The 20,594-nt window shown below is 70.8% G+C and carries 18 protein-coding genes and 1 riboswitch; of the genes, 11 read left to right on the forward strand and 7 right to left on the reverse strand.

Annotated elements, in window-relative coordinates:
• Positions 1-36: 36 nt before the first annotated feature.
• From ABZ208_RS08700 to ABZ208_RS08710, 3 genes are all read left to right on the forward strand, one after another.
• The gene (locus ABZ208_RS08700) at positions 37-1,794 is read left to right on the forward strand and encodes a serine/threonine-protein kinase (RefSeq protein WP_356908792.1); all 1,758 of its coding nucleotides are present in this window, start codon (positions 37-39) and stop codon (positions 1,792-1,794) included.
• 114 nt (positions 1,795-1,908) lie between these two features.
• On the forward strand, positions 1,909-3,525 hold the full coding sequence (locus tag ABZ208_RS08705; RefSeq protein ID WP_356908793.1) for a succinic semialdehyde dehydrogenase: 1,617 nt from the start codon (positions 1,909-1,911) through the stop codon (positions 3,523-3,525).
• Positions 3,526-3,563: 38 nt separating this feature from the next.
• The gene (locus ABZ208_RS08710) at positions 3,564-5,375 is read left to right on the forward strand and encodes a GMC family oxidoreductase (protein WP_356908794.1); all 1,812 of its coding nucleotides are present in this window, start codon (positions 3,564-3,566) and stop codon (positions 5,373-5,375) included.
• A gap of 103 nt (positions 5,376-5,478) precedes the next feature.
• Here ABZ208_RS08710 and ABZ208_RS08715 read toward each other — a convergent pair whose 3' ends face one another.
• Entirely contained in the window at positions 5,479-6,474 is a 996-nt protein-coding gene (locus ABZ208_RS08715; protein WP_356908795.1) for an LAETG motif-containing sortase-dependent surface protein, read from the reverse strand.
• Between the two features lie 290 nt (positions 6,475-6,764).
• On the opposite strand from ABZ208_RS08715, the gene ABZ208_RS08720 reads away from it, so the two are divergent.
• The gene (locus tag ABZ208_RS08720) at positions 6,765-7,211 is read left to right on the forward strand and encodes a hypothetical protein (protein WP_356908796.1); all 447 of its coding nucleotides are present in this window, start codon (positions 6,765-6,767) and stop codon (positions 7,209-7,211) included.
• A 488-nt stretch (positions 7,212-7,699) separates the two neighbouring features.
• On the opposite strand, the gene ABZ208_RS08725 is transcribed toward ABZ208_RS08720, so the two are convergent.
• Entirely contained in the window at positions 7,700-7,996 is a 297-nt protein-coding gene (locus ABZ208_RS08725; protein WP_356908797.1) for a chorismate mutase, read from the reverse strand.
• Positions 7,997-8,306: 310 nt separating this feature from the next.
• Between ABZ208_RS08725 and guaA the strand changes: the two genes are divergently transcribed.
• A complete protein-coding gene (guaA, locus tag ABZ208_RS08730; RefSeq protein WP_356908798.1) occupies positions 8,307-9,902 on the forward strand; it encodes a glutamine-hydrolyzing GMP synthase in 1,596 nt (531 codons plus the stop codon).
• 120 nt (positions 9,903-10,022) lie between these two features.
• Here the strand turns inward: guaA and ABZ208_RS08735 are convergent, their stop codons facing one another.
• The gene (locus ABZ208_RS08735) at positions 10,023-10,463 is read right to left on the reverse strand and encodes a cupin domain-containing protein (protein ID WP_356908799.1); all 441 of its coding nucleotides are present in this window, start codon (positions 10,461-10,463) and stop codon (positions 10,023-10,025) included.
• A gap of 79 nt (positions 10,464-10,542) precedes the next feature.
• Between ABZ208_RS08735 and ABZ208_RS08740 the strand changes: the two genes are divergently transcribed.
• The 3 genes from ABZ208_RS08740 (at position 10,543) to ABZ208_RS08750 (ending at position 13,374) form a co-directional block, all read left to right on the forward strand.
• Positions 10,543-11,343 (forward strand): class II aldolase/adducin family protein, encoded by an 801-nt coding sequence (locus tag ABZ208_RS08740; RefSeq protein ID WP_356908800.1) that lies wholly within the window; start codon positions 10,543-10,545, stop codon positions 11,341-11,343.
• A gap of 153 nt (positions 11,344-11,496) precedes the next feature.
• Positions 11,497-12,738, forward strand: coding sequence for a hypothetical protein (locus ABZ208_RS08745; protein ID WP_356908801.1), 1,242 nt, complete (start codon positions 11,497-11,499; stop codon positions 12,736-12,738).
• Positions 12,739-12,852: 114 nt separating this feature from the next.
• Positions 12,853-13,374: a DoxX family membrane protein gene (locus ABZ208_RS08750; RefSeq protein ID WP_356908802.1), complete on the forward strand. Its 522-nt coding sequence runs from the start codon at positions 12,853-12,855 to the stop codon at positions 13,372-13,374.
• Here ABZ208_RS08750 and ABZ208_RS08755 read toward each other — a convergent pair.
• Both ABZ208_RS08755 and ABZ208_RS08760 read right to left on the reverse strand, forming a co-directional pair.
• Positions 13,281-13,676: a hypothetical protein gene (locus tag ABZ208_RS08755; RefSeq protein ID WP_356908803.1), complete on the reverse strand. Its 396-nt coding sequence runs from the start codon at positions 13,674-13,676 to the stop codon at positions 13,281-13,283. The genes ABZ208_RS08750 and ABZ208_RS08755 overlap by 94 nt on opposite strands.
• On the reverse strand, positions 13,663-15,006 hold the full coding sequence (locus tag ABZ208_RS08760) for a PspC domain-containing protein (RefSeq protein ID WP_356908804.1): 1,344 nt from the start codon (positions 15,004-15,006) through the stop codon (positions 13,663-13,665). Before ABZ208_RS08760 ends, ABZ208_RS08755 begins: the two co-directional genes overlap by 14 nt.
• 153 nt (positions 15,007-15,159) lie before the next feature.
• On the opposite strand from ABZ208_RS08760, the gene ABZ208_RS08765 reads away from it, so the two are divergent.
• Positions 15,160-16,452 carry a PspC domain-containing protein gene (locus ABZ208_RS08765; protein ID WP_356908805.1) on the forward strand — a complete coding sequence of 431 codons (1,293 nt, stop codon included), beginning with the start codon at positions 15,160-15,162 and terminating at the stop codon, positions 16,450-16,452.
• A complete protein-coding gene (locus ABZ208_RS08770) occupies positions 16,449-17,150 on the forward strand; it encodes a response regulator transcription factor (RefSeq protein ID WP_356908806.1) in 702 nt (233 codons plus the stop codon). The genes ABZ208_RS08765 and ABZ208_RS08770 overlap by 4 nt, the downstream gene beginning before the upstream one ends.
• Positions 17,151-17,241: 91 nt before the next feature.
• On the opposite strand, the gene ABZ208_RS08775 is transcribed toward ABZ208_RS08770, so the two are convergent.
• Positions 17,242-18,315 (reverse strand): NlpC/P60 family protein, encoded by a 1,074-nt coding sequence (locus ABZ208_RS08775; RefSeq protein WP_356908807.1) that lies wholly within the window; start codon positions 18,313-18,315, stop codon positions 17,242-17,244.
• Between the two features lie 318 nt (positions 18,316-18,633).
• On the opposite strand from ABZ208_RS08775, the gene ABZ208_RS08780 reads away from it, so the two are divergent.
• Positions 18,634-18,987 (forward strand): hypothetical protein, encoded by a 354-nt coding sequence (locus tag ABZ208_RS08780; RefSeq protein WP_328397428.1) that lies wholly within the window; start codon positions 18,634-18,636, stop codon positions 18,985-18,987.
• Between the two features lie 70 nt (positions 18,988-19,057).
• Here ABZ208_RS08780 and ABZ208_RS08785 read toward each other — a convergent pair whose 3' ends face one another.
• Positions 19,058-20,230 (reverse strand): NlpC/P60 family protein, encoded by a 1,173-nt coding sequence (locus tag ABZ208_RS08785; protein WP_356908808.1) that lies wholly within the window; start codon positions 20,228-20,230, stop codon positions 19,058-19,060.
• Between the two features lie 2 nt (positions 20,231-20,232).
• A riboswitch (cyclic di-AMP (ydaO/yuaA leader) is annotated at positions 20,233-20,394 on the reverse strand.
• Positions 20,395-20,594: the final 200 nt, after the last annotated feature.

Below are 20,594 nucleotides of genomic sequence, written 5' to 3' on the forward strand. Positions count from 1 at the left end.
TGGTGTCGGTCCCGGGCTTTGCTTGAGGATATGAGCATGACCAACGATGGGGGACGGGTGAACGAGCCGACCAGCTACGGGCTTCAGCCGCCGAAGGCACCTGACGCACTCGGCGCTCCCGATGTGCCCCAGGCGCCCGGGCTGCCCGAGCAGCAGCGGCCTACGGCGTACCGGCCCACCGAGGAGTCCGGGCTGCCCGCCGGACTGTCCGCCTCCGCCCCCCGTACCCCCGCGGTGGGCGATGCGGCCGGCGATGCGCTCGCGCCCGGCGACCCGTCCGTCGGGCGCCTGATCGGCGGCCGCTACCAACTTCTCGAGCGCCTTGGCCACGGCGGCATGGGCACGGTCTGGCGGGCCCGGGACCAGGTTGTCGACCGGGATGTCGCGGTCAAGGAGCCCCGCCTACCGGACCACTTGAGCGAACGCGAACGCGAGCGTGTCCATCTGCGGATGCAGCGCGAGGCGCGCGCCGCGGCCCGGATCGACCATCCGGCCGTCGTCACCATGCACGACGTGGTCATCGAGGACGCCAAGCCGTGGATCGTGATGGAGCTGGTGAACGGCCAGTCGCTCGCCGACCGGCTGCGGGACGGCACCCTCGATGTGCGCGAGGCGGCCCGGATCGGGCTCGCCGTGCTCGGGGCGCTGTCTGCGGCGCACGAGGCGGGCGTACTGCACCGCGATGTGAAGCCGGACAACGTCCTGCTGGGGCGCGGCGACCGGGTCGTGCTCACCGACTTCGGCATCGCACAGGTGGAGGGCGAACAGGGGCTGACCGAGACAGGGGCATTCGTCGGTTCGCCGGAATTCATCGCGCCCGAGCGCGTGCTGGGCCGGCACCCGGGGCCCGAGTCCGACCTGTGGTCACTGGGGGTCGTGCTGTACGCGGCGGTCGAGGGCATGTCCCCGTACCGCCGTTCCAACACGCCCGCCACGCTTCAGGCAGTGCTCTCCGCCGAACCGCAGATGCCGGCCCGAGGCTCCGGCGCCTTCGGCACGCTGGTCATGCAGTTGCTGCGCAAGGACCCGGCGATGCGGCCCGACGCCACCGAGATCCGGCAGACCCTGGAGTCGGTGTCTCAGCCACCCGCGGCCGCGCTCGATGCGACGAAGCTCTTCGGGGGCAGCGGCGCCGGGACGACCGGCTCCGGGGCAGGGGGTGGCAGCCGGTGGGTGCCGCCGGTGCTGCACGGCAACCGCGCGGCGCAGTACGGGCTCGGCGGCGGTCTGCTGGCAGCGGCCGTCGCACTCGTCCTGACCTTCGCCGCCCCCTTCGGCGGCGACGAGATCCCGGCGGGCTGGGAGATCCGTCCCGAACGCGAGGTGGTCGCGGCGAGCATCGCCGTGCCCTCCGACTACGAACGGGTCGAGGGCGACGAGGGCACCAGCGTCACGTACGGAGACCCCAGTGGTGTCTTCCAGGTCTACATCGAGCGCGTCGAGACCGCGGCGGTGGAGGACGAACTCGCGCCGGACGCGGCGGTCTGGGCCGACTACTACGAGAAGGGCGGCAAGAACGGCACCGACATCAAGGACCAGGACGTGACGTCCACGTCGGCCACCCAGCAGGGCGCTCGTGCCTTCGACACGCGCGTCGACTACGTGCCGTACAGCGACTCGAGCGACGACCCTGTCCGGCTGCGCCGGCAGGAGCGCGTCGTCGTCACAGGCAAGGGGGCCGGGCAGGTCTACTGGCTGCTGCGTGTGTCCGGCCCGGCAGAAGGCTGGGCGGCCCCGGAGGGCGATCTGCTTTTCGATCGCGTTGTGGCACATTTGAAGATCCAGGGCTTGTAAAAGCCCCTGATCAGGCATTATCTGCCAGTGATCACTGGCGCGATGGTGTGGGGGTGGTGAAAAGCTGTTACCGGTGGGTACCCAAAGCTTCGATTGCGGCATACTCTCGCCCCCATGACGGACTCGAAGGCCCCCGCCGCCGCCCTCGGCACCAATCCGACGGCCGCCTCTCCGACCGGTGTGCGCACCGCCGCCGACGTGGTCACCCCAGAGGTGGTCGCCCAGCTGACCCGTGATGTGGTCGGCTCCGGCCGTACCGCGAACCACACGCCGTTCACCGGCGAGAAGCTGGCGGACCTGCCGGAGTCGACCCCCGAGGACGTGGCCACCGCCTTCGAGCGCGCCCGGGCCGCCCAGCCCCTCTGGGCCGCCACACCGCCCCGCGCCCGTGCGGCCGTGCTGCTGCGCTTCCACGACCTGGTCCTCGAGCGCCAGGCCGAGGTCCTCGACCTGATCCAGCTGGAGACCGGCAAGGCCCGGCTGCACGCGCACGAAGAGGTGCTGGCCGTCGCCGTCGCGGCCCGCCACTACGGCCGCAAGGCCCCCGCGTACCTGAAGCCCAAGCGGCACACCGGCGTCGTCCCCGTCCTGACCAGGACCACCGAACTGCGCCAGCCGCGCGGGGTCGTGGGCCAGATCGCCCCCTGGAACTACCCGCTCGAGCTCTCCGTCGGCGACGCGCTGCCCGCCTTCGTCTCCGGCAACGCCGTCGTGATGAAGCCCGACACCGAGACCGCGCTCACCGCCCTGTGGGCCCGCGACCTGCTGATCGAGGCGGGCCTGCCCGCCGGCGTCTTCCAGGTCGTCATAGGGGAGGGCCCGGTCGTCGGCCCCGAGGTCGTCAAGCACGCCGACTACGTCTCCTTCACCGGCTCCACCCGCACCGGCCGCGAGGTCGCCCAGGGCGCGGCGGCCCGTCTGATCGGCGTATCGCTCGAACTCGGCGGCAAGAACGCGATGCTGGTGCTGCACGACGCCGATGTCGAGAAGGCCGCCGCAGGAGCCGTCCGCGCCTGCTTCTCCTCCGCCGGCCAGCTGTGCATCTCCATCGAGCGGCTGTACGTCCACGAGTCCATCGCCGACGACTTCGTCGAGCGTTTCGCGGCGCGTACGAAGGCGATGCGGCTCGGCAACTCCCTCGCCTACGGGGCCGACATGGGCTCCCTCGTCGGCGAGCGCCAGCTGGAGACGGTCACCCGCCACGTCGAGGAGGCCGTCGCCAAGGGCGCGACCCTCGTAGCGGGCGGCACGGCGCGCCCCGACATCGGCCCGTACTTCTTCGAGCCCACCATCCTCGACGGTGTCGAGGCGCCGATGGCCGTGTGCAACGAGGAGACGTTCGGCCCGGTCGTGTCCATCTACCGCTTCACGGACGAGGACAAGGTCGTCGAGCAGGCCAACGCCACCCCCTACGGCCTCAATTCGAGCGTGTGGACCAAGGACGGCAAGCGTGGCCACGCGGTCGCCGCCAAGCTGCGCACGGGCACCGTCAACATCAACGAGGGGTACGCACCCGCGTACGGCAGCGTCCAGTCGCCGATGGGCGGCATGAAGGACTCCGGCCTCAGCCGTCGCCACGGCTCCGAGGGCATCCTCAAGTACACCGAGGCGCAGACCGTGGCCCAGCAGCGGCTGCTGCCCCTGGCCCCGTCGTTCGGGATGGACGACGAGAAGTACGCGGCGTTCATGAGCGTCAGTCTCAAGGCGATGAAGGCCCTGCGCCTGCGTTAGCACCACCCCGCACCCGCACGTTTTCAACGAGGAGAGCCATGTCCGAGGTCCCCCCTGCCCAAAATCAGGAAGACTCCGACGATTCTGCGTACGACTACGACGTCATCGTCGTCGGCTCGGGCTTCGGCGGCTCGGTCTCGGCGCTGCGGCTGACGGAGAAGGGCTACCGCGTCGGCGTCCTGGAAGCCGGCCGCCGATTCACCCGCGAGACGCTGCCCAAGAACTCCTGGGACCTGCGCAACTATCTGTGGGCCCCGGCCCTCGGTCTCTTCGGCATCCAGCGCATCCATCTTCTCGGCAATGTGATGGTGCTGGCGGGAGCGGGCGTGGGCGGCGGCTCGCTCAACTACGCCAACACGCTGTACGTGCCGCCTGCGCCGTTCTTCAACGACCCGCAGTGGAAGGACATCACGGACTGGCACGAGGAGCTGACGCCGTACTACGACCAGGCGCGGCGCATGCTCGGGGTGCGGCTCAACCCGACGATGACCCCGTCGGACGTGCATCTCAAGGCGACCGCCGAGGCGATGGGCGTCGGCGACACGTTCCACATGGCGCCGGTCGGCGTGTTCTTCGGCGACGGCGACGATGCCGACGGCACGGCGAAGGCGAGGCCGGGCCAGGAGATCGCCGACCCGTACTTCGGCGGCGTGGGCCCCTCGCGCAAGGCGTGCACCGAGTGCGGCGAGTGCATGACGGGCTGCCGCCACGGCGCGAAGAACACCCTCAACGAGAACTACCTCTACCTCGCGGAGCAGGCGGGTGCGGTCATCCACCCGATGACGTCCGTCGTCTCCGTCACCGAGGACGCGCAGGGCGGCTTCGCCGTCCGGACGCTGCCCAGCGACAACAAGCGCAAGGGCAAGGGCCGTACGTTCACGGCCCGCCGGGTGGTCGTCGCCGCCGGTACCTACGGCACCCAGACCCTGCTGCACCGGATGAAGGACGGCGGGCTGCTGCCGCGGATCTCCGGTCGGCTCGGCGAACTGACCCGCACCAACTCCGAGGCGATCGTCGGCGCACAGACCGACAACCGCCGCTACCGCAAGCGGCACGGCGCGGACAAGGTCGACTTCACGCGCGGCGTCGCGATCACGTCCTCCATCCACCCGGACGCCAACACCCACATCGAGCCGGTCCGTTACGGCAAGGGCTCCAACGCGATGGGCGGCATGACCGTCCTGCAGGTGCCGTTCAGCGCGAAGCACCGGGTGGCGGGCTGGGCCGGGAACATGGTCCGGCATCCCTGGCTCGCCCTCCGCGCCCTGTCCAACCGCCGCTGGTCCGAGCGGACCATCATCGGCCTCGTCATGCAGTCGCTCGACAACTCGCTGACGACGTACCGCAAGCCCAAGGGGCTCGGGAAGGGGCTGCTCACCGCCCGCCAGGGCCACGGCGCCCCGAACCCCAAGCAGATCCCGGCGGCCACGCGGTCGGCCTCGCTCCTCGCCGAGGAGATCAACGGCTTCGCGGGCTCCAACATCGGCGAACTGATGGGCACCCCGCTCACCGCGCACTTCCTGGGCGGCTGCCCGATCGGCGCCACTGAGGACACGGGCGTGATCGACCCGTACCACCGGCTCTACGGCCACCCGGGCATCTCGGTCGTGGACGGCTCGGCGGTCTCGGCGAACCTGGGCGTGAACCCGTCCCTGACGATCACGGCCCAGGCGGAGCGGGCGATGTCGCTGTGGCCGAACAAGGGTGAGGACGACCTGCGTCCGGCGCAGGGCGAGGCGTACGAACGCCTGTCCCCGGTCACCCCGAAGTCCCCGGCGGTCCCGGCGGAGGCGTTCGGCGCGCTGAAGCTGCCGTTCCTGGGCATCCCGGCGGTCCCGCCCAAGAAGTGACCCCGCCGCCCTGCCTGTAGACACACGAAGGCCGCTGCACCCCCCTCCGAGTGCAGCGGCCTTCGTGTGGCCTCAGGGGCCGGGTATGGCGTGTGGTGCGGTGTTACGCGGCAGCGTTGCCCTTGCGGCGCTTCATGGCGAAGACGACACCGGCACCGGCGAGGATGGTGATACCGCCGATGGCGCCGATGACGGGGAGCTGCGAGTCCGAACCGGTCTCGGCGAGGTTGCCCTGCGGGTTGATCTCGGTGTTGCCCTCGGGCTTGACCGGCGTCTTGCCACCCTCCTGCGGCTCGGCGTCGTCCACGTCACCGGGCTCGGAGCCGGCGGCGAGGATGTCGAACTCGTAGAACGCCTCGTCGTCCGAGTAGACGCAGTTGCCCTTGTCATCGGCGTACACACCGATGCTGATGGCGTAGCCGAAGCCGGCCGGGGCCTTCTCGTCCACGCTCAGACGCAGGTCGATGGAGAAGGACTCCTTGGCCTTGACGTCCGTGTAGCCGAGGTAGCCGGCACCCTCGTCGTTCTCGTTCAGCGAGATGTCGTTCCACTCGCCCGACTCGGGGTCCTTGTACTGCAGGGTGAGGTAGCCGGAGGTGTCCTCCGTGATGTCCTCGTCGATGGAGGCGGCGAAGACGCCGAGGTCGACGCGCTTGTAGCTGTTCTCACCCTTGTTGCTGACGCTCAGCTTGAAGTTGTGGAACCCGCTGCCGGCGACGATCTTCGAAGGCAGGCCCTTGAGAGCGGTCTGCAGGTTCTCGTCGAACTGCGGCTCCTTCTCGTCGTCGCAGACGTCCTCGATCGACGAGGGCTCGGCGGACGGCGACGGCGAGGTGGTCGCGGTGTCGGAGGGCGACGGCGACGTGGTGGCGGTGTCGGAGGGCGACGGCGACGTGGTCGTGGTCGCGGTGTCCGACGGCGCGGGCGAGGCCGTGGCGATGTCGGACGGCGCGGGGGAGGTCGTGGCGGTGTCCGACGGCGCCGGGTCGGCGGTCGCCGTCGCCGACTCCGAGGTGGCCGGGCTCGGGTCCGCGTACGCAGCCGGCGCCGCCAGGAAGGTGGCGGGAGCGATGACGGCGGTCGCGGCAGCGACAGCCATGGCGCGGCGAAGCTTCATTAAGACCTCAGCGAAGTCCGGGTACCGCGGGAGGCGGTACGGAGTCTGGTTGGGCCCCTCCGCTCCGTAATGCACGCACACGGGTGAGGCCGTTGTTACGCATGGATGACCTGTGACCCGTGTGAATGGTTGTCCCCGCACTGACAAAAAGCTTATGTGGCGTACGTCACTGGTCCGGGGTGCCCGGGGCTGTACCCGATCCGTGATCCATTCACAGGCAACCCGCGGCTCCGCCCCGTCGTCGAATGATCACAGGGGGATTCACCCACCGCATGGGGGCTCTACGCCCGGACAGGGCCTACGCGCATGAGACGTCCGACTTCACCAGCGAGGATCTGCACATGGACGCCGGCGGTGGCACTGGTCCTCGCCGCGACGGCGTGCTCCGCCCCGGCCGAGCCTTCGGCCGACCGCGCCACATCGCCGCCCACGGCACCGTCCCGGAGCGCGTCGCCGTCTCCGACGTCGTCACCGAGCCCGGCTTCCACCCCGACCGAGCGTCCTGCTCCGGAACCGGCCGCGAAGGCCACGACGCAACCGGCTCCGCCGCCGACGTCTGCTCCGCGCCCCGCACCAGGCCGACGCGCGTGCGGCCCACTTCCGTCCCCCAGAACCCGAACCGGGGTACCGCCCCGCCGCCGCCGCTGCCCGCACCGACACCGGAGTGGAGCGATGCCGGCTGGAAGCCGGGCGATCCGGTCGAGGAGATTCCCCGGTGACGGACAGATGGCCCGGGCGAAGTCCCGACGCGCGCCGACGCGATCTGGACCAGGTCAGCGTGGTGCCCGCCGTGTGAGGGCATGCGCAAGCGCCCCGCGGAATCCTTTCCGTGGGGCGTTCGGTGATCGGCATCGACGTCAGGGCAGGTGCGAAGAAGGGGACTTGCCCGCTTGTGCGTCGTGTTGCGCGGACCGCGGCGTACGCAGTCGTTCGGACCGGATGCGGCCGGCCCCGGGCGTCCCCGGGAGCCGACCGCCCTTGGGGTGACCGGGCTGCTGTCCCCTGCCGTCCGGTCACGCGCGCTGGGGCGAGGTCCCACGACGTACCTGCGGTACGTCACACGCTCCAGCGGAGCCACGCGTGGTTTCCTTCGAGGGCCCGCCCCTGGCTGGCACGGACACTGGCATCAACGAAGCGGCGCTCGGCGCAGTCACGCGCCGTACGGGTGAGAGCGGGCCCGTACACACGTGCGCGTGGACGGCGGGAGTCAGATGCGGCCCCGGCACAGCTCCAGCATCGTCATCGCCAGCGACGTACCCGGCTTTCCGAGCGCGTCCCTGTAGTGGCCGAGCACCTCCATCTCGCGCGCCAGGTTCACCCGGCGGCCGCCGGAGGAGAGCCGGGCGTCCTGGATCACCGCGGAGACGGCCATCCGCTCCTGGATCAGGCCGATGATCCGGTCGTCGAGCGCGTCGATGCGCTCGCGGGCGCCGGTGATCACTGTCGCGGCCTCGTCGGTGCGCGCGCCGGTCTTCTCGGTCGTGGTCTGCTCGGTGACGGTCATCTCGTGGGGCTCCTCGTTCTCGGGGCCCCCGGAGTGGCACGGCCCGGAGAATGCAGAACGCCCCGGGCCTTGTCGGCCCGGGGCGCCTGGGAAGTCGCTTGTCAGTGGCTCAAGCAGCACGACCATGGCAGCCGGACGGGCCGGTGCCATAGGTAAAGACGAAGGTCAGCTGCGTGTGCATGCGGACAGTATGGACCTGATGCCCGGCGGCGGCCAAAGCCGCGTTCGGATGGTGAGACGAAGAGCGACCCCCGCGCGCCGGTAGAATCGACAGATAAAGACCCCCTCCCAACGCCGGAAGGCCGCCGTAGTGTCCTCAGCGTCCCCCGCTGCCGCGCCCGCATCCAACCCGGACGTAGTCCTCGTTGTCGACTTCGGCGCGCAGTATGCCCAGCTCATCGCCCGCCGCGTCCGTGAGGCCCGGGTCTACAGCGAGATCGTCCCGTCCACCATGCCGGTGGCCGAGATGCTGGCCAAGAAGCCCGCGGCGATCATCCTCTCCGGCGGCCCCTCCTCCGTGTACGCGGAGGGCGCCCCGCGCCTGGACCGCGAGATCTTCGAGGCCGGCGTCCCCGTCTTCGGCATGTGCTACGGCTTCCAGCTGATGGCGACGACCCTCGGCGGCCAGGTCGACAACACCGGTGCGCGCGAGTACGGCCGTACGCCGCTGCACGTCACCAAGCCCGGCTCGACCCTCTTCGAGGGCACCCCGGCCGAGCAGTCGGTGTGGATGTCGCACGGCGACGCCTGTTCCGCCGCCCCCGAAGGCTTCACCGTCACCGCGTCCACGAACGTCGTGCCGGTCGCCGCGTTCGAGAACGACGAGAAGAAGCTCTACGGCGTGCAGCACCACCCCGAGGTGATGCACTCCACCTACGGCCAGCAGGTGCTGGAGCACTTCCTGTACCGGGGTGCCGGCATCGAGCCGAACTGGACCACCGGCAATGTCATCGAGGAGCAGATCGCGGCCATCCGCGAGCAGGTCGGCACCAAGCGCGCCATCTGCGGTCTGTCCGGCGGCGTGGACTCGGCGGTCGCAGCGGCTCTGGTCCAGAAGGCCATCGGCTCCCAGCTGACCTGCGTGTACGTCGACCACGGTCTGATGCGTAAGGGCGAGACCGAGCAGGTCGAGAAGGACTTCGTGGCGGCCACGGGCGTGCAGCTCAAGGTGGTCGAGGCCGAGGAGCGCTTCCTCGCGGCGCTCGCCGGGGTCTCCGACCCCGAGGAGAAGCGGAAGATCATCGGCCGGGAGTTCATCCGCGTCTTCGAGCAGGCGCAGGCCGAGATCGTGGCCGAGGCCGAGCACGGCGAGGACGTCGCGTTCCTGGTGCAGGGCACGCTCTACCCGGACGTCGTCGAGTCCGGCGGCGGTACCGGCACCGCCAACATCAAGTCGCACCACAACGTGGGCGGACTCCCCGAGGACCTCGAGTTCGAGCTCGTCGAGCCGCTGCGCAAGCTGTTCAAGGACGAGGTCCGCATGGTCGGCCAGGAGCTCGGCCTGCCGGACGAGATCGTCCAGCGTCAGCCGTTCCCCGGCCCGGGCCTGGGCATCCGGATCGTCGGCGAGGTCACCAAGGAGCGCCTGGACCTGCTGCGCGAGGCCGACGCGATCGCCCGTGAGGAGCTCACCGCGGCCGGGCTCGACCGCGACATCTGGCAGTGCCCCGTCGTGCTGCTCGCCGATGTGCGCAGCGTCGGTGTCCAGGGCGACGGCCGCACCTACGGCCACCCGATCGTGCTGCGCCCCGTCTCGTCCGAGGACGCCATGACGGCGGACTGGACGCGTATGCCGTACGAGGTGCTGGGGAAGATCTCGACCCGGATCACCAACGAGGTCGCGGACGTCAACCGCGTGGTGATGGACGTGACGAGCAAGCCGCCGGGCACCATCGAGTGGGAGTGACCCTCCCGAAGGTCAACGACGACGCCGTCGCTCATTCGTTTGAGCGACGGCGTCGTCGTTCACGGTGGGTAGTCGATCGACCTGACGGAGATCGGCCACTTGTAGTGCGACGGGCCCGCCCTACGGCTGTTCCAGCGTGAAGTCGTCGAAGTGGAAACCGGGCGCGACGATGCAGCTCACCAGTGTCGGCTCGTCGCCCGCCGGGTCCGCGGCCTGCCAGGTGCCGGCCGGGACCAGCAGCTGGGGCTGTTCGCCGGACTCCACGGACGGGCCGAGGGCCAGGGTGGTGGCCTCGGACGGCTTGTCGCCGGTGCCGCCCAGATGCAGTTGGAGCGGGCCGCCGCGGTGCCAGAGCCACAGCTCGTCGGAGCGGACCCGGTGCCAGCGCGAGCTCTCGCCCGGGTGCAGCAGGAAGTAGATGCCGGTGGCGTACGCGCGCTGTCCGGGATAGCCGGGCGGGGTGGTCGAGCCCGCCGTCTGCCAGGTCTGCTTGTACCAGCCGCCTTCGATGTGCTTCTCGAGGCCGAGGAGAGCGACAAGTGGGGATGTCGGTGCGGTCATGTGCACATTCTCGCGGCGGACGGGGCAAGGCGCGCGGTGCATATGGCCAGTTCGCGCCCCCGGAGGTACCTTCCGCGCCATGACGGACACGCAGGCGCAGGTGCCGGAGCCCATACCCGTGGAGCGGCTGGGTTTCGCCATGCCGCCCGTGTTCGAGTCGGTGGTCGAGGAGCGGGCGTACCGCAAGGAGCGGCTGGCCGGGGCATTGCGGCTGCTCGGGCGGTTCGGGTACGAGGACGGGGTCTCGGGGCACATCACCGCTCGGGATCCCGAGTACACCGACTGCTGCTGGGTGAACCCTTTCGGAGTGCCGTTCGCCCATGTCACCGCCGGTGATCTGGTTCTCGCCAATGAGCAGGGACAGGTCGTGATGGGGCGGCACCGTGTCAATCAGGCCGCGTTCGGCGTGCATGCCCAGGTGCACCGGGCCCGGCCCGATGTCGTCGCCGTCGTGCACACCCACTCGGTCCACGGGCGGGCGCTCGCCGCGCTGGGCGAGCTGATCGAGCCGATCACACAGGAGGCATGCGCCTTCTACGAGGACCACGCGCTCGTCGACTCGTACACCGGGGTGGCCGTGGACGAGGACGAGGGCCGGCGGATCGCCGAAGCGCTCGGAGCGTACAAGGCCGTCATCCTGCGCAACCACGGGCTGCTGACGGTCGGCGACTCGGTCGACGCGGCCGCCTGGTGGTTCATCTCCATGGAGCGCTGCGCGCGGATACAGCTCGCGGCGCGAGCGGCCGGAAAGCCGCTGCTGATCGGGCACCGGGACGCGGTCGCCACGCGCGATCAACTGGGCACGGATCTCGTCGCGTGGATCAGTCATCAGCCCCTGTGGCGTCAGATCAGCCGCGCCGAGCCGGATCTGCGACAGTAGCGCCTGCCCGTCGCGTCAATCCGGTAATGATGCATTTCACCCGTTCCGGCCTCGGCCATCGGGGTGGCGGCGGCTTGCGTACGGCACAATTCCCAGACATCACGCAGCGGTTCACGGCGTGCGTCGGCGAATCGGGAAGGTGGCGTTCGGGTCGTGGCGGTGCAGGAAGCAGAACAGTGCGGCACATGTTCGCACCAAGCACGCGAAGGGCACCGGCGCGCGGTGGCCGAGTTCATCGCCCGGCGAGACCAGCTGGCCGCCGGTCAGGGGCTCCCCGCAGCCGTCGCCCACTCGCCCGGCGCCTCGCGCCAGTGGGTGTCGGACGAGCTGACCGAGTCGGCCCGCACGGTCGCCGACCGGGGCCGGGCAGCGGCCACGGCGTGGCTGCACCGGGTCCGTCAGGGTTCCGTCGTCACCGTCTGGGCGGCCCTCACCGCCCTCGCGCTGGCCCAGTTGGTGACCGCCATGGGCGCGGGCTGGAACGACGCCCGCACCTCGGGGCTGCTCGCCGCGCTCCTGGTCGGCGCCCTGCTGACCGCGGCTGCCTGGCTGCACCGGGAACGCGGGGGGCTGCTCGCGCCGCTGATCGGTGACGACAACCGCCTGTCGACCTCGCGCGCCGTGGCCGCGGCCTGGGTCCTGGTCGCCGGCTACGCGGTCCTGTTCCTCTCCCTTCAGCAGGCCTGGGCCTCCTCGCCCGCCGAACGCGGCCGGCTCGGCGCGGGCCTCGCCCTCTTCCATGGCGCGGGCCTGCTCTGCGTCCTGGCGCTGGTGTGTGCGATCGCCGTGGTGGTGCGCCGGGTCGTCGCCCGGCGCGTTGCCGGCCTGCGGCTGCAGAAGCTGCGAGCGGACCGGCCGCGGCCGGCCGATCTGCTCTGCGACGACGCCGGGCGCGGCAACTTCGCCGACGCGCAGTATCTGCTGGTCAGTACGGTCACCGTGGTGTTCGCGCTGATACGCCTGGCCCGGCGGCCCGAGCAGCTGCCCGAGCTGCCGTGGGGGCTCGTGCTGCTGGTCGCGGTCTCGGCGGCGACGTACCTCGCCGGGAAGTACGCGGAGGGCGGCCGGCCCGTCGTGCTGTCGGTGGTACGGGCCCGCGAGGCAGGTGACCTGGACGGCCCCATCCGTACCGGTGACGACATCGAGATCCGTGGCGCCGGCTTCGTCCCGCCGGGCGCCGGCACACCCGACCTGCTGGCCCGGATGGTCGTACGCATCGGAACCGTCCATGTCCATGTCCCGCTGATCCCCGTGACCGGCGGTTTCGCCAACCCGACGGACAACGCGCTCACCGTGCCGATCCCGGTGGAGGTCGAACCGGGGCAGGTCGACGTCCAGGTGGTGACGGCCGCAGGGGTGGAGAGCAACCGCTGCCTGATCGACGTGACGGACTGAGCCAGTCGCCACACCTGTCACTCGCGTGTCACAGTGTGTGCCGCATGGCTGGTGAGCGGTGCCGCTTCGGCGTACGTATGGTCATTGACGGGTCTACCGAAGGCGGGACCAGTGATGACATACACGTACGGGACGACAGCGACCTACGGAACGATCGACGCCGAGCGGGGCGGCATCAGAGCGACGGCGAGCCGGTACGCCCTGCTGCCGCTGCGCCTCTTCCTCGGCGTGACCTTCATCTATGCGGGCATTGACAAGCTCACCGACAGCCAGTTCCTGGCGGCGACGGGCACCGGATCGATCGGCGAGCTGATGCGCGGTGTGCGTGACACCTCCGCCGTGCCCGCCCTGGTCGACATGGCGCTCCGGAACCCCGAAGGCTTCGGCTACGCCATCGCCCTCGGCGAACTGGCTGTCGGCATCGGCACACTGGTCGGGCTGTTGGCCCGCCTTGCGGCGCTCGGCGGGGCGCTGATCTCGCTGAGCCTGTGGCTGACGGTGAGCTGGCAGACCGAGCCGTACTACTACGGGAACGACCTGGCCTATCTGATGGCGTGGCTGCCGCTGGTGCTGGCGGGTGCCTCCATGTTCTCCCTCGACGCGCTCATCGCGGCCCGGCGGCGTCGGACGCCGTAGTGGATCCAGGCCACCACGCCGGCCACGAACAGTCCGCCGAAGACGACGGGGAACGCCACGTACCAAGGCGTGTACCAGGCGCCTGCGGCATCCCCGCCGTACAGCACGGCGGCGGTCAGGACGCACAGCCCGGCCAGCAGCCTGCCCGGGCGGAACTCGTGCCGCAGCCGGCGCCGCTGCTCGCGCCGGGCTCGGCGGTACGCCTCGTGGTGCGGCCCGTGCCCGGAGTGCTGCCAGGCCGCCTGCCAGGGGTCGTGCCCGGCTCCGTGTCCGGCCTCGTGCCAGGACTCATGACGCGGCACGGGTCACCTCCACCTGTCCGATGCCCACTTCCAGATCCAGCTCCAGCGTGCCCGCCGGCTTCGCGCCTTCGGGTGCGGGCATCGTGGTGTGCCGGTCCTGGCCGGGGGAGACGTCGATGTCGTCCGCCGCGTCCGACGGCAGACGGATGTCGCCGAGACCCACCTCGGCGCGCACCGTCACCGCGGCGTCCTTCGGCACCACGACCCTGAGCTGCCCGAGCCCGACCTGCGCCTGTGTCGCAACCGTCTCGCCCTCGGGCACAGTGAGGGAGGACAGGTCGAGCGTCCCCTGTCCGGTGCCCAGTTCGTAGCGCGGCTGGACGGCGGTCGCCGACGCCGGCCTCCAGTTCCGTTCCCCCCACTGCGTGCTGATGTCCTTGGGAATGGCCGCGGCGCCCGCCAGCAGCCCCGCCGTCATCAGCGCCAGCAGGACGGTGCCGAAGCCCGTACGCCCCAGCAGCGAACTGACCAGCAGCCCGAGCCCGAACACGGCGAGCGCGCACACCAGCCCGATCTGGAGGCTGGTGCCCAGCGGCTGCCCGTCCCAGCTCAGCCCGGTGCCGAGCCCGCCCGCGAGAAGCGCCAGCAGAAAGACCGTGCCGCCGATGCCGCGCGGTCCACGCGGCTGCGAAATGGCGTGGGCGGCCGCCTCGTCACGGTGCGAACGCGCCAGCGCGGCCTCCTCCACGGCGCCCTCGGGCCCCCACAGATACCCGGTCGGTATCAACCCGGTCGTGCCGTCCTTGACGATCGGGTCCCGCCACCACGACGGACTGTCGGGCGCGGGCGGTGCCTTCGTCTCGGGCGGGGCCTCGGCGACCGTGTGCGCCGTCGCCGGGTCCAGCAGTGCTCCGTCAGGCGTGGCGAGCCGGCGGCGCTTGGACCAGACGGCAGCGCCCAGGACCGCGAGCGACAGCAGCGCGGCGAAAGCGAGCATCCCCTCGTTGCTCACCATGGTCAGGAAGCCGCCGCAGCCGATCAGGGCGAGCAGTACGGCGGTGAGGGACGCGCCGTCGACCCGGCCGGACAGCAGCCGCCGGAACGCGTTCTCCTCCTCGTCCTCGAACGGGATCAGCAGCCAGGCGAAACCGTAGAAGATCAGGCCGACGCCACCGGTCACCGACAGCACCCCGATGACGATCCGGAATATCACCGGGTCTATGTCGCAGTACCGCCCGAGCCCGCCGCAGACACCGGCCACCACCTTGTGACGGGGCGAGCGGCGCAGCTGAAGCACCTCGGTCGGCACGGCGGCGCCCGGCCCGGTGGCCGGCGGCGGTGGCTGCCCGCCGGCGTGCGGTTCCCCGGGCGGGGTGGTCGGCGAAGTCATACGTCCATGGTGACGGGCCGGATGGCGTGACGGCACCCGGCTCGACCCTGGCCGATCCCTGATATCGGCCCCGGCAGTCAGGGGCGGTCTCGGGGGTGGTTTTAGGGGACGACCCTGATACCGCGGCCCGTCCTTGCATGTGACGATCGGGGCATGCCAGTCGCCACGCCCCGACCCGCCGGCCCTTCCCGCGCCTCCGCGCCGGAGGAGCAGCCGCTGCGCAAGCTGTACCGCAGCGCGGACGGCCGGATGCTCGGTGGCGTCGCCCGCGGTCTGGCAGGGCATCTGGGACTGCCTGTCGTCTGGGTGCGCCTGATATTCCTCGGCCTGTTCATGGCCGACGGCCTCGGCGCCCTGCTGTACGCGGTGTTCTGGATCGTCGTGCCGCTCGGCGTGGGCGGCCGCGCCGCCGAATCGCGCTCGGTCTTCGAGACCATGCCCGACGGCCGCCGCAGACTCCGCAAGCCCGACAAGGGACAGATGTTCGCCCTGGTCCTGCTGCTGATCGGCGCGGTGATCTTCGCGGGCAACGTAGACACCGGCGGCAGCGCCAACCGCTATCTGGGGCCGACCCTGCTCATCGGTGCCGGTGTGGTGCTGGTGTGGCGGCAGGCGGACAACGCACGCCGCGCGCGCTGGACGGCGGTCGGCCGCCGGCGGCGGCTGCTTCAACTGGTCAGGGCGCTCGCAGGTGTCGCCCTGGTCGGCATGGGCCTCACGGTCTTCATGGTGGTGCGCGGCTCCGCGGCCCAGCTGGGCAACGTACTGACCGCGTCGATCGCCGTGATCGCCGGTGTCGCCCTGCTTGCCGGACCCTGGCTGGTGCGGATGACCCAGGACCTCTCCGAGGAGCGGACCATGCGCATCCGGGCCCAGGAGCGTGCCGAGGTCGCCGCCCATGTCCATGACTCCGTCCTGCACACCCTCACCCTGATCCAGCGGAACGCGGACGACGCGGGCGAGGTGCGCCGCCTCGCCCGCGCCCAGGAGCGCGAGCTGCGCAACTGGCTGTACAACCCCGAGGGCACCGGCAAGGACGAGGACGAGGAGCCCGACACCCTCGCCGACGCGGTCAAGAAGGCCGCCGCCGAGGTCGAGGACAAGCACGGCGTGCCACTGGAGGTCGTGGTCGTCGGCGACTGCCCGCTCGACGACAAACTGGGGGCACAGATGCAGGCCGCACGCGAGGCGATGGTGAATGCCGCCAAGTACGGTGGCGAGGGAGGCGCGGTACAGGTCTACGCGGAGGTCGAGGGTCGTACGGTGTTCGTGTCCGTCCGGGACAGGGGGCCGGGATTTGACCTGGATGCGGTGCCCGAGGACCGTATGGGCGTCAGAGAATCGATCATCGGCCGGATGCAGCGCAACGGCGGGACGGCGCGGCTGCGTTCCGTGCCGGGCGGGGGCACGGAAGTGGAGCTCGAGATGGAGAGGGCGGACCAATGACCGAGGCTGCTGAAGCCGGGGCCGGCGAGGGCGTCGAGCGTCGCGTGCGGGTCGTGCTCGTCGACGATCACCGGATGTTCCGCACGGGGGTGCAGGCCGAGATCGGCAGGACCGAGACCACCGGCGTCGAGGTCGTCGGCGAGGCCGCCGACGTGGACCAGGCGGTCACTGTGATCACCGCGACCCGTCCCGAAGTCGTCCTGCTGGACGTGCATCTGCCGGGCGGTGGCGGGGTGGAGGTGCTGCGCCGCTGCGCCTCGCTGATGGCGGCGGCAGAGGACCCGGTGCGCTTCCTCGCGCTGTCCGTGTCGGACGCCGCCGAGGATGTCATCGGGGTGATCCGGGGCGGGGCCCGGGGCTATGTCACCAAGACCATCACCGGCACGGACCTCGTCGACTCGATCTTCCGGGTGCAGGAGGGGGACGCGGTCTTCTCCCCGCGGCTCGCGGGCTTCGTGCTCGACGCGTTCGCCTCCACGGACGCGCCGCCGGTGGACGAGGACCTGGACCGGCTGACCCAGCGAGAGCGCGAGGTGCTGCGGCTGATCGCGCGGGGCTATGCGTACAAGGAGATCGCGAAGCAGCTGTTCATCTCGGTCAAGACGGTCGAGTCGCATGTCTCCGCGGTGCTGCGCAAACTCCAGCTGTCGAACAGGCATGAGCTGACGCGATGGGCGACTGCCCGACGGCTGGTGTGATCGTCGGCAGCCGTCGGGCGGCCGGCCGATGAGCCGGCCGCGCTGCGCCGGGTCCCGGTCGTCCGGGATGCCCGGACCCACGCAGCGGATGTCAGGAGACCCGCGTGGCGCCCGCGAAGGGCATCTCGTCGATCGGCGCGACACGGACCGGTGCCCCGGGGCGCGGGGCGTGGATCATCTGGCCGCCGCCGATGTACAGGCCGACATGTGAGATCCCCGAGTAGAAGAACACCAGGTCACCCGGGGCAAGTTGAGAGCGTGCGACGCGCCGGCCGGCGTTGATCTGGGTGTACGTGGTGCGGGGCAGCGACACCCCGGCCGAGCGCCACGCGGCCTGGACGAGTCCGGAGCAGTCGAAGGCGTTGGGGCCGGTCGCGCCCCAGACATAGGGCTTGCCGAGGGCTCCGTAGGCGAACGCGATGGCCTGCGCGGCACGGCTGTTGGGGGCCTGGAGGCCTGCCCGGGGCGCCGCCGAGCGGTCCGCACGGGTGGCAGCGCTGCCGGGCCCCGCAACCGGTCCGCCGGACTCGTAGGCGGCGCGCTGCTCCTCGGTGAGTTCGGCCAGCAGCCGCTCGGCGGCCGCGAGCTTGGCCCGGACGGTCGACTTGTGCTCGGCCAGCTCGCGCCGGCGGGCCTCGAGCTGGTCCATCCGCTCGCCCGCCTGCGCCCTGAGCCGGGCAAGCTCCATCAGCTCCCGCTGGACGCCGCCGACAGCGGTCGCCTGCCGATCCCCTGTCCGCTCGGCCAGCGCCGCCCGTTCCAGGTAGTCGTCGGGGTCCGAGGTGAGCGCGAGCTGCAGCCCGGGATCGAGGCTGCCCGAGCGGTACTGGGCGGTCGCGAAGGAACCGAGGGCGTTGCGGGAGGCGTTGAGCCGCTCGGTCCTGCGGGCGGCCTCGTCGCGCAGCCTGCCGAGCGACCTGCGGGCGCTCGCGGTCTCCTCCCGGGCCCCGTTGTACTTCTCGGTGGCCACCTCGGCCTCCTGGTAGAGCCTGTCGACCCGGGCCTTGATCTGTGCGGGGGTGAGCCGGGGTTCGGCGTGCCCGGTCCCTTCGAAGGCGGTGGCCGTCGCGGCGCCGGCGAGCGCGAGAGTGGCGGCCGTACGAGCGGCCTGGCCGCCGAACGGTTGCTGCCTGGGTTTCCGGTGCGCTGCCACGGGGGCGTCCACGTCCTTCCGTTCCCTGCGGGTCCGGCGGCGCGCCGCACAGGGGAAGCGGCCCGCCGCCGGACATCTCGGCGGTGGCGGCCGAACCGTCCGGCTGCTCAACGGCGTTGGGGAGTCGGCCACCTGACGAAGGACGCTAAGCCCGGCGGTCACGGGACAGCGGACCAAGGACCGAAAGTGAACGAAGGTGGACAGCTCGGACCGCTTTCTGTATGCGGGTTCCTCGCCCGGGCCCACATTCCCGCGCCGGCCTGACCGATGCTCCGAATGAGGCTCCCCTTACAGGAGGGCAGTGGTAGGGGCAGGGCTAGGCTCCGCCTCATGGACGTACTCATCAATGTCTTCGTCGCCCTGCACATCATCGGCATCGCCTCCTTGCTGGGCGGCTTCCTGACCCAGATGAAGGCGATGGGCGCGGGCACGGCGCGCTTCACCCCGGCGATGCTGCACGGTGCCCTGACGATGCTGATCACGGGCGTGGCGCTGGTGGGCCTGAACCAGGCGGACGACCAGCCGGTGAACAACCTCAAGATCGGCATCAAGCTCGCGGTCCTGGTGGTGATCCTGGCACTGGTCTACGTCAAGCGCGACGAGGAGAAGGTCGACAAGGCGGTGTTCGGCGCGGTCGGCGGCCTGACCGTGGCGAACATCTTCATCGCGACCCTGTGGACGTGAGACGTCCCCGAGGACAGCGCAGCGCCCGGGCGGCTCGGCCGCCCGGGCGCTGTTTTGCGCTTCGCCCCGGTCAGGCCGGGCGGACGCTGCCGTAGATCGGCATGTAGTAGATGGACTCCTCGCGGACGTTCGCGCCCGGCTTGGGGGCGTGGATCATCTTGCCGCCGCCGATGTAGATGCCGACGTGGCTGATGTCGTCGTAGAAGAAGACCAGGTCTCCGGGGACCAGGTCGCTCGTCGCGACCCGCTGGCCGACCTTCACCTGGTCCCAGGTGGTACGCGGCAGCTCGACGCCGGCGGCCTTCCACGCCGCCTGGGTCAGGCCGGAGCAGTCGTAGGAGCTGGGGCCGGTCGCGCCCCAGACGTACGGCTTGCCGATCTGGGCGCGGGCGAAGGCGAGCACCTTGTCGGCCTTGGCGGCATAGCCGCTGTCGGGCGATGTGCCCGTGCCGGTGCCGGTGCCGGTACCCGTCCCCGGGCTCGTGTCGTTCTGCTGCTCCTGCTGCCGGCGCTCGGCCTCCGCCTGGGCTCGGGCCTCCGCCTCCGCCTTGGCCTTCGCCTCGGCCTTGCGGCGCGCCTCCTCCTCCTTCTGGCGCTCGATCTCCGCGAGCCGGGCCTTCTCCTGCGCCGTCAGCTTCGACAGCAGTTCGCGCGCCTCGGCGAGCTTGGTCTGCACGGTCCGCTTGCTCTCGCGCAGCGCCTGCTGCGACTCGGTGAGGGACTCGAGGCTCTTCGTCGCCTCGGACCGCTGCTCGGCGGCGGCTGCCCGCTCGGTCTCGTACTCGCTGATCGTCTCGCGCTGCTGGTCCGTCATCCGGTCCATCAGCTGACTCTGGTCGAAGTACGCCTGGGGACTGTCGGCGAACAGCAGGGCGGCGGTCGGGGTGACCGCGCCCGTGCGGTACTGCGCCGCGGCGTAGTTGCCCAGCGCCCGGCGGGACTCGTTCAGCTTCTCGGTGCGCTGGGCGGCCTCGTCGAGAAGCTTGCCGACCTCGCGGCGCTTCCCCTCCGTGGCCTCCTTGGCCTTGTTGTACCTCTGCGTCTCCGTGCCGGCCTGCCGGTACAGGTCGTCGACCTTCTTCTGCACCTCCTCGATGGAGGGCTTCGGCTCGGCGGGCGCGGCGCCTGCGCTCTGCGAGGACAGCAGGGTGACACCGGCGAGGGCGGCCGTGGTGAACCCGACGGCGGTCGAGGGTTTCGCCGTACGGCTGCGGGGCTTGCGATGCGACGCCAAGGCCGACATCTCCTTCTTCCGTGGACCGCCTACCGGGTTAGCTGTCGGGTTCGGGCGAACGGAAGATGCCCTACGGACCAGTTCGAGACGGGTCCGATTCACCCCAGTTGTGCATAGTGGGTCCCCGGTTCCGAACTTCCTTGCGGAAGGCCAGGATTCGGCGCAGACCGCCCGATGTGACGTGGGTCGCCAGGGGGGTACGGGCCGTCTGGACGAGCACGCTAGCCAACTCGTGCGGCTGCTGGGAAGGTTGATGTTCGATTTGTCCGATACATTTTCGTGACCTTGCCTCAGGCATGGGTGAGGGGTACCGGGGGTAACCGGGACTCCGTCATGTCCGGAGCCGGTCCTGGCCTACAGGTCAGCGCGCTGC

Origin of the sequence: Streptomyces sp. NPDC006208 (assembly GCF_040613775.1) — a bacterium.
Classification (GTDB): domain Bacteria; phylum Actinomycetota; class Actinomycetes; order Streptomycetales; family Streptomycetaceae; genus Streptomyces.

Excerpts from the sequence above, each read along its gene's own strand:
- ABZ208_RS08725 (WP_356908797.1), bottom strand. The coding sequence starts at position 7,996 with ATGACCGTCACCGAGCAGACCACGACCGAGAAGACCGGCGCGCGCACC.
- ABZ208_RS08750 (WP_356908802.1), top strand. The coding sequence starts at position 12,853 with ATGACATACACGTACGGGACGACAGCGACCTACGGAACGATCGACGCC.
- ABZ208_RS08740 (WP_356908800.1), top strand. The coding sequence starts at position 10,543 with ATGACGGACACGCAGGCGCAGGTGCCGGAGCCCATACCCGTGGAGCGG.
- ABZ208_RS08705 (WP_356908793.1), top strand. The coding sequence starts at position 1,909 with ATGACGGACTCGAAGGCCCCCGCCGCCGCCCTCGGCACCAATCCGACG.
- ABZ208_RS08785 (WP_356908808.1), bottom strand. The coding sequence starts at position 20,230 with ATGTCGGCCTTGGCGTCGCATCGCAAGCCCCGCAGCCGTACGGCGAAA.
- ABZ208_RS08700 (WP_356908792.1), top strand. The coding sequence starts at position 37 with ATGACCAACGATGGGGGACGGGTGAACGAGCCGACCAGCTACGGGCTT.
- ABZ208_RS08765 (WP_356908805.1), top strand. The coding sequence starts at position 15,160 with ATGCCAGTCGCCACGCCCCGACCCGCCGGCCCTTCCCGCGCCTCCGCG.
- ABZ208_RS08760 (WP_356908804.1), bottom strand. The coding sequence starts at position 15,006 with ATGACTTCGCCGACCACCCCGCCCGGGGAACCGCACGCCGGCGGGCAG.
- ABZ208_RS08780 (WP_328397428.1), top strand. The coding sequence starts at position 18,634 with ATGGACGTACTCATCAATGTCTTCGTCGCCCTGCACATCATCGGCATC.
- ABZ208_RS08735 (WP_356908799.1), bottom strand. The coding sequence starts at position 10,463 with ATGACCGCACCGACATCCCCACTTGTCGCTCTCCTCGGCCTCGAGAAG.
- ABZ208_RS08770 (WP_356908806.1), top strand. The coding sequence starts at position 16,449 with ATGACCGAGGCTGCTGAAGCCGGGGCCGGCGAGGGCGTCGAGCGTCGC.
- ABZ208_RS08720 (WP_356908796.1), top strand. The coding sequence starts at position 6,765 with ATGGGGGCTCTACGCCCGGACAGGGCCTACGCGCATGAGACGTCCGAC.
- ABZ208_RS08710 (WP_356908794.1), top strand. The coding sequence starts at position 3,564 with ATGTCCGAGGTCCCCCCTGCCCAAAATCAGGAAGACTCCGACGATTCT.
- ABZ208_RS08715 (WP_356908795.1), bottom strand. The coding sequence starts at position 6,474 with ATGGCTGTCGCTGCCGCGACCGCCGTCATCGCTCCCGCCACCTTCCTG.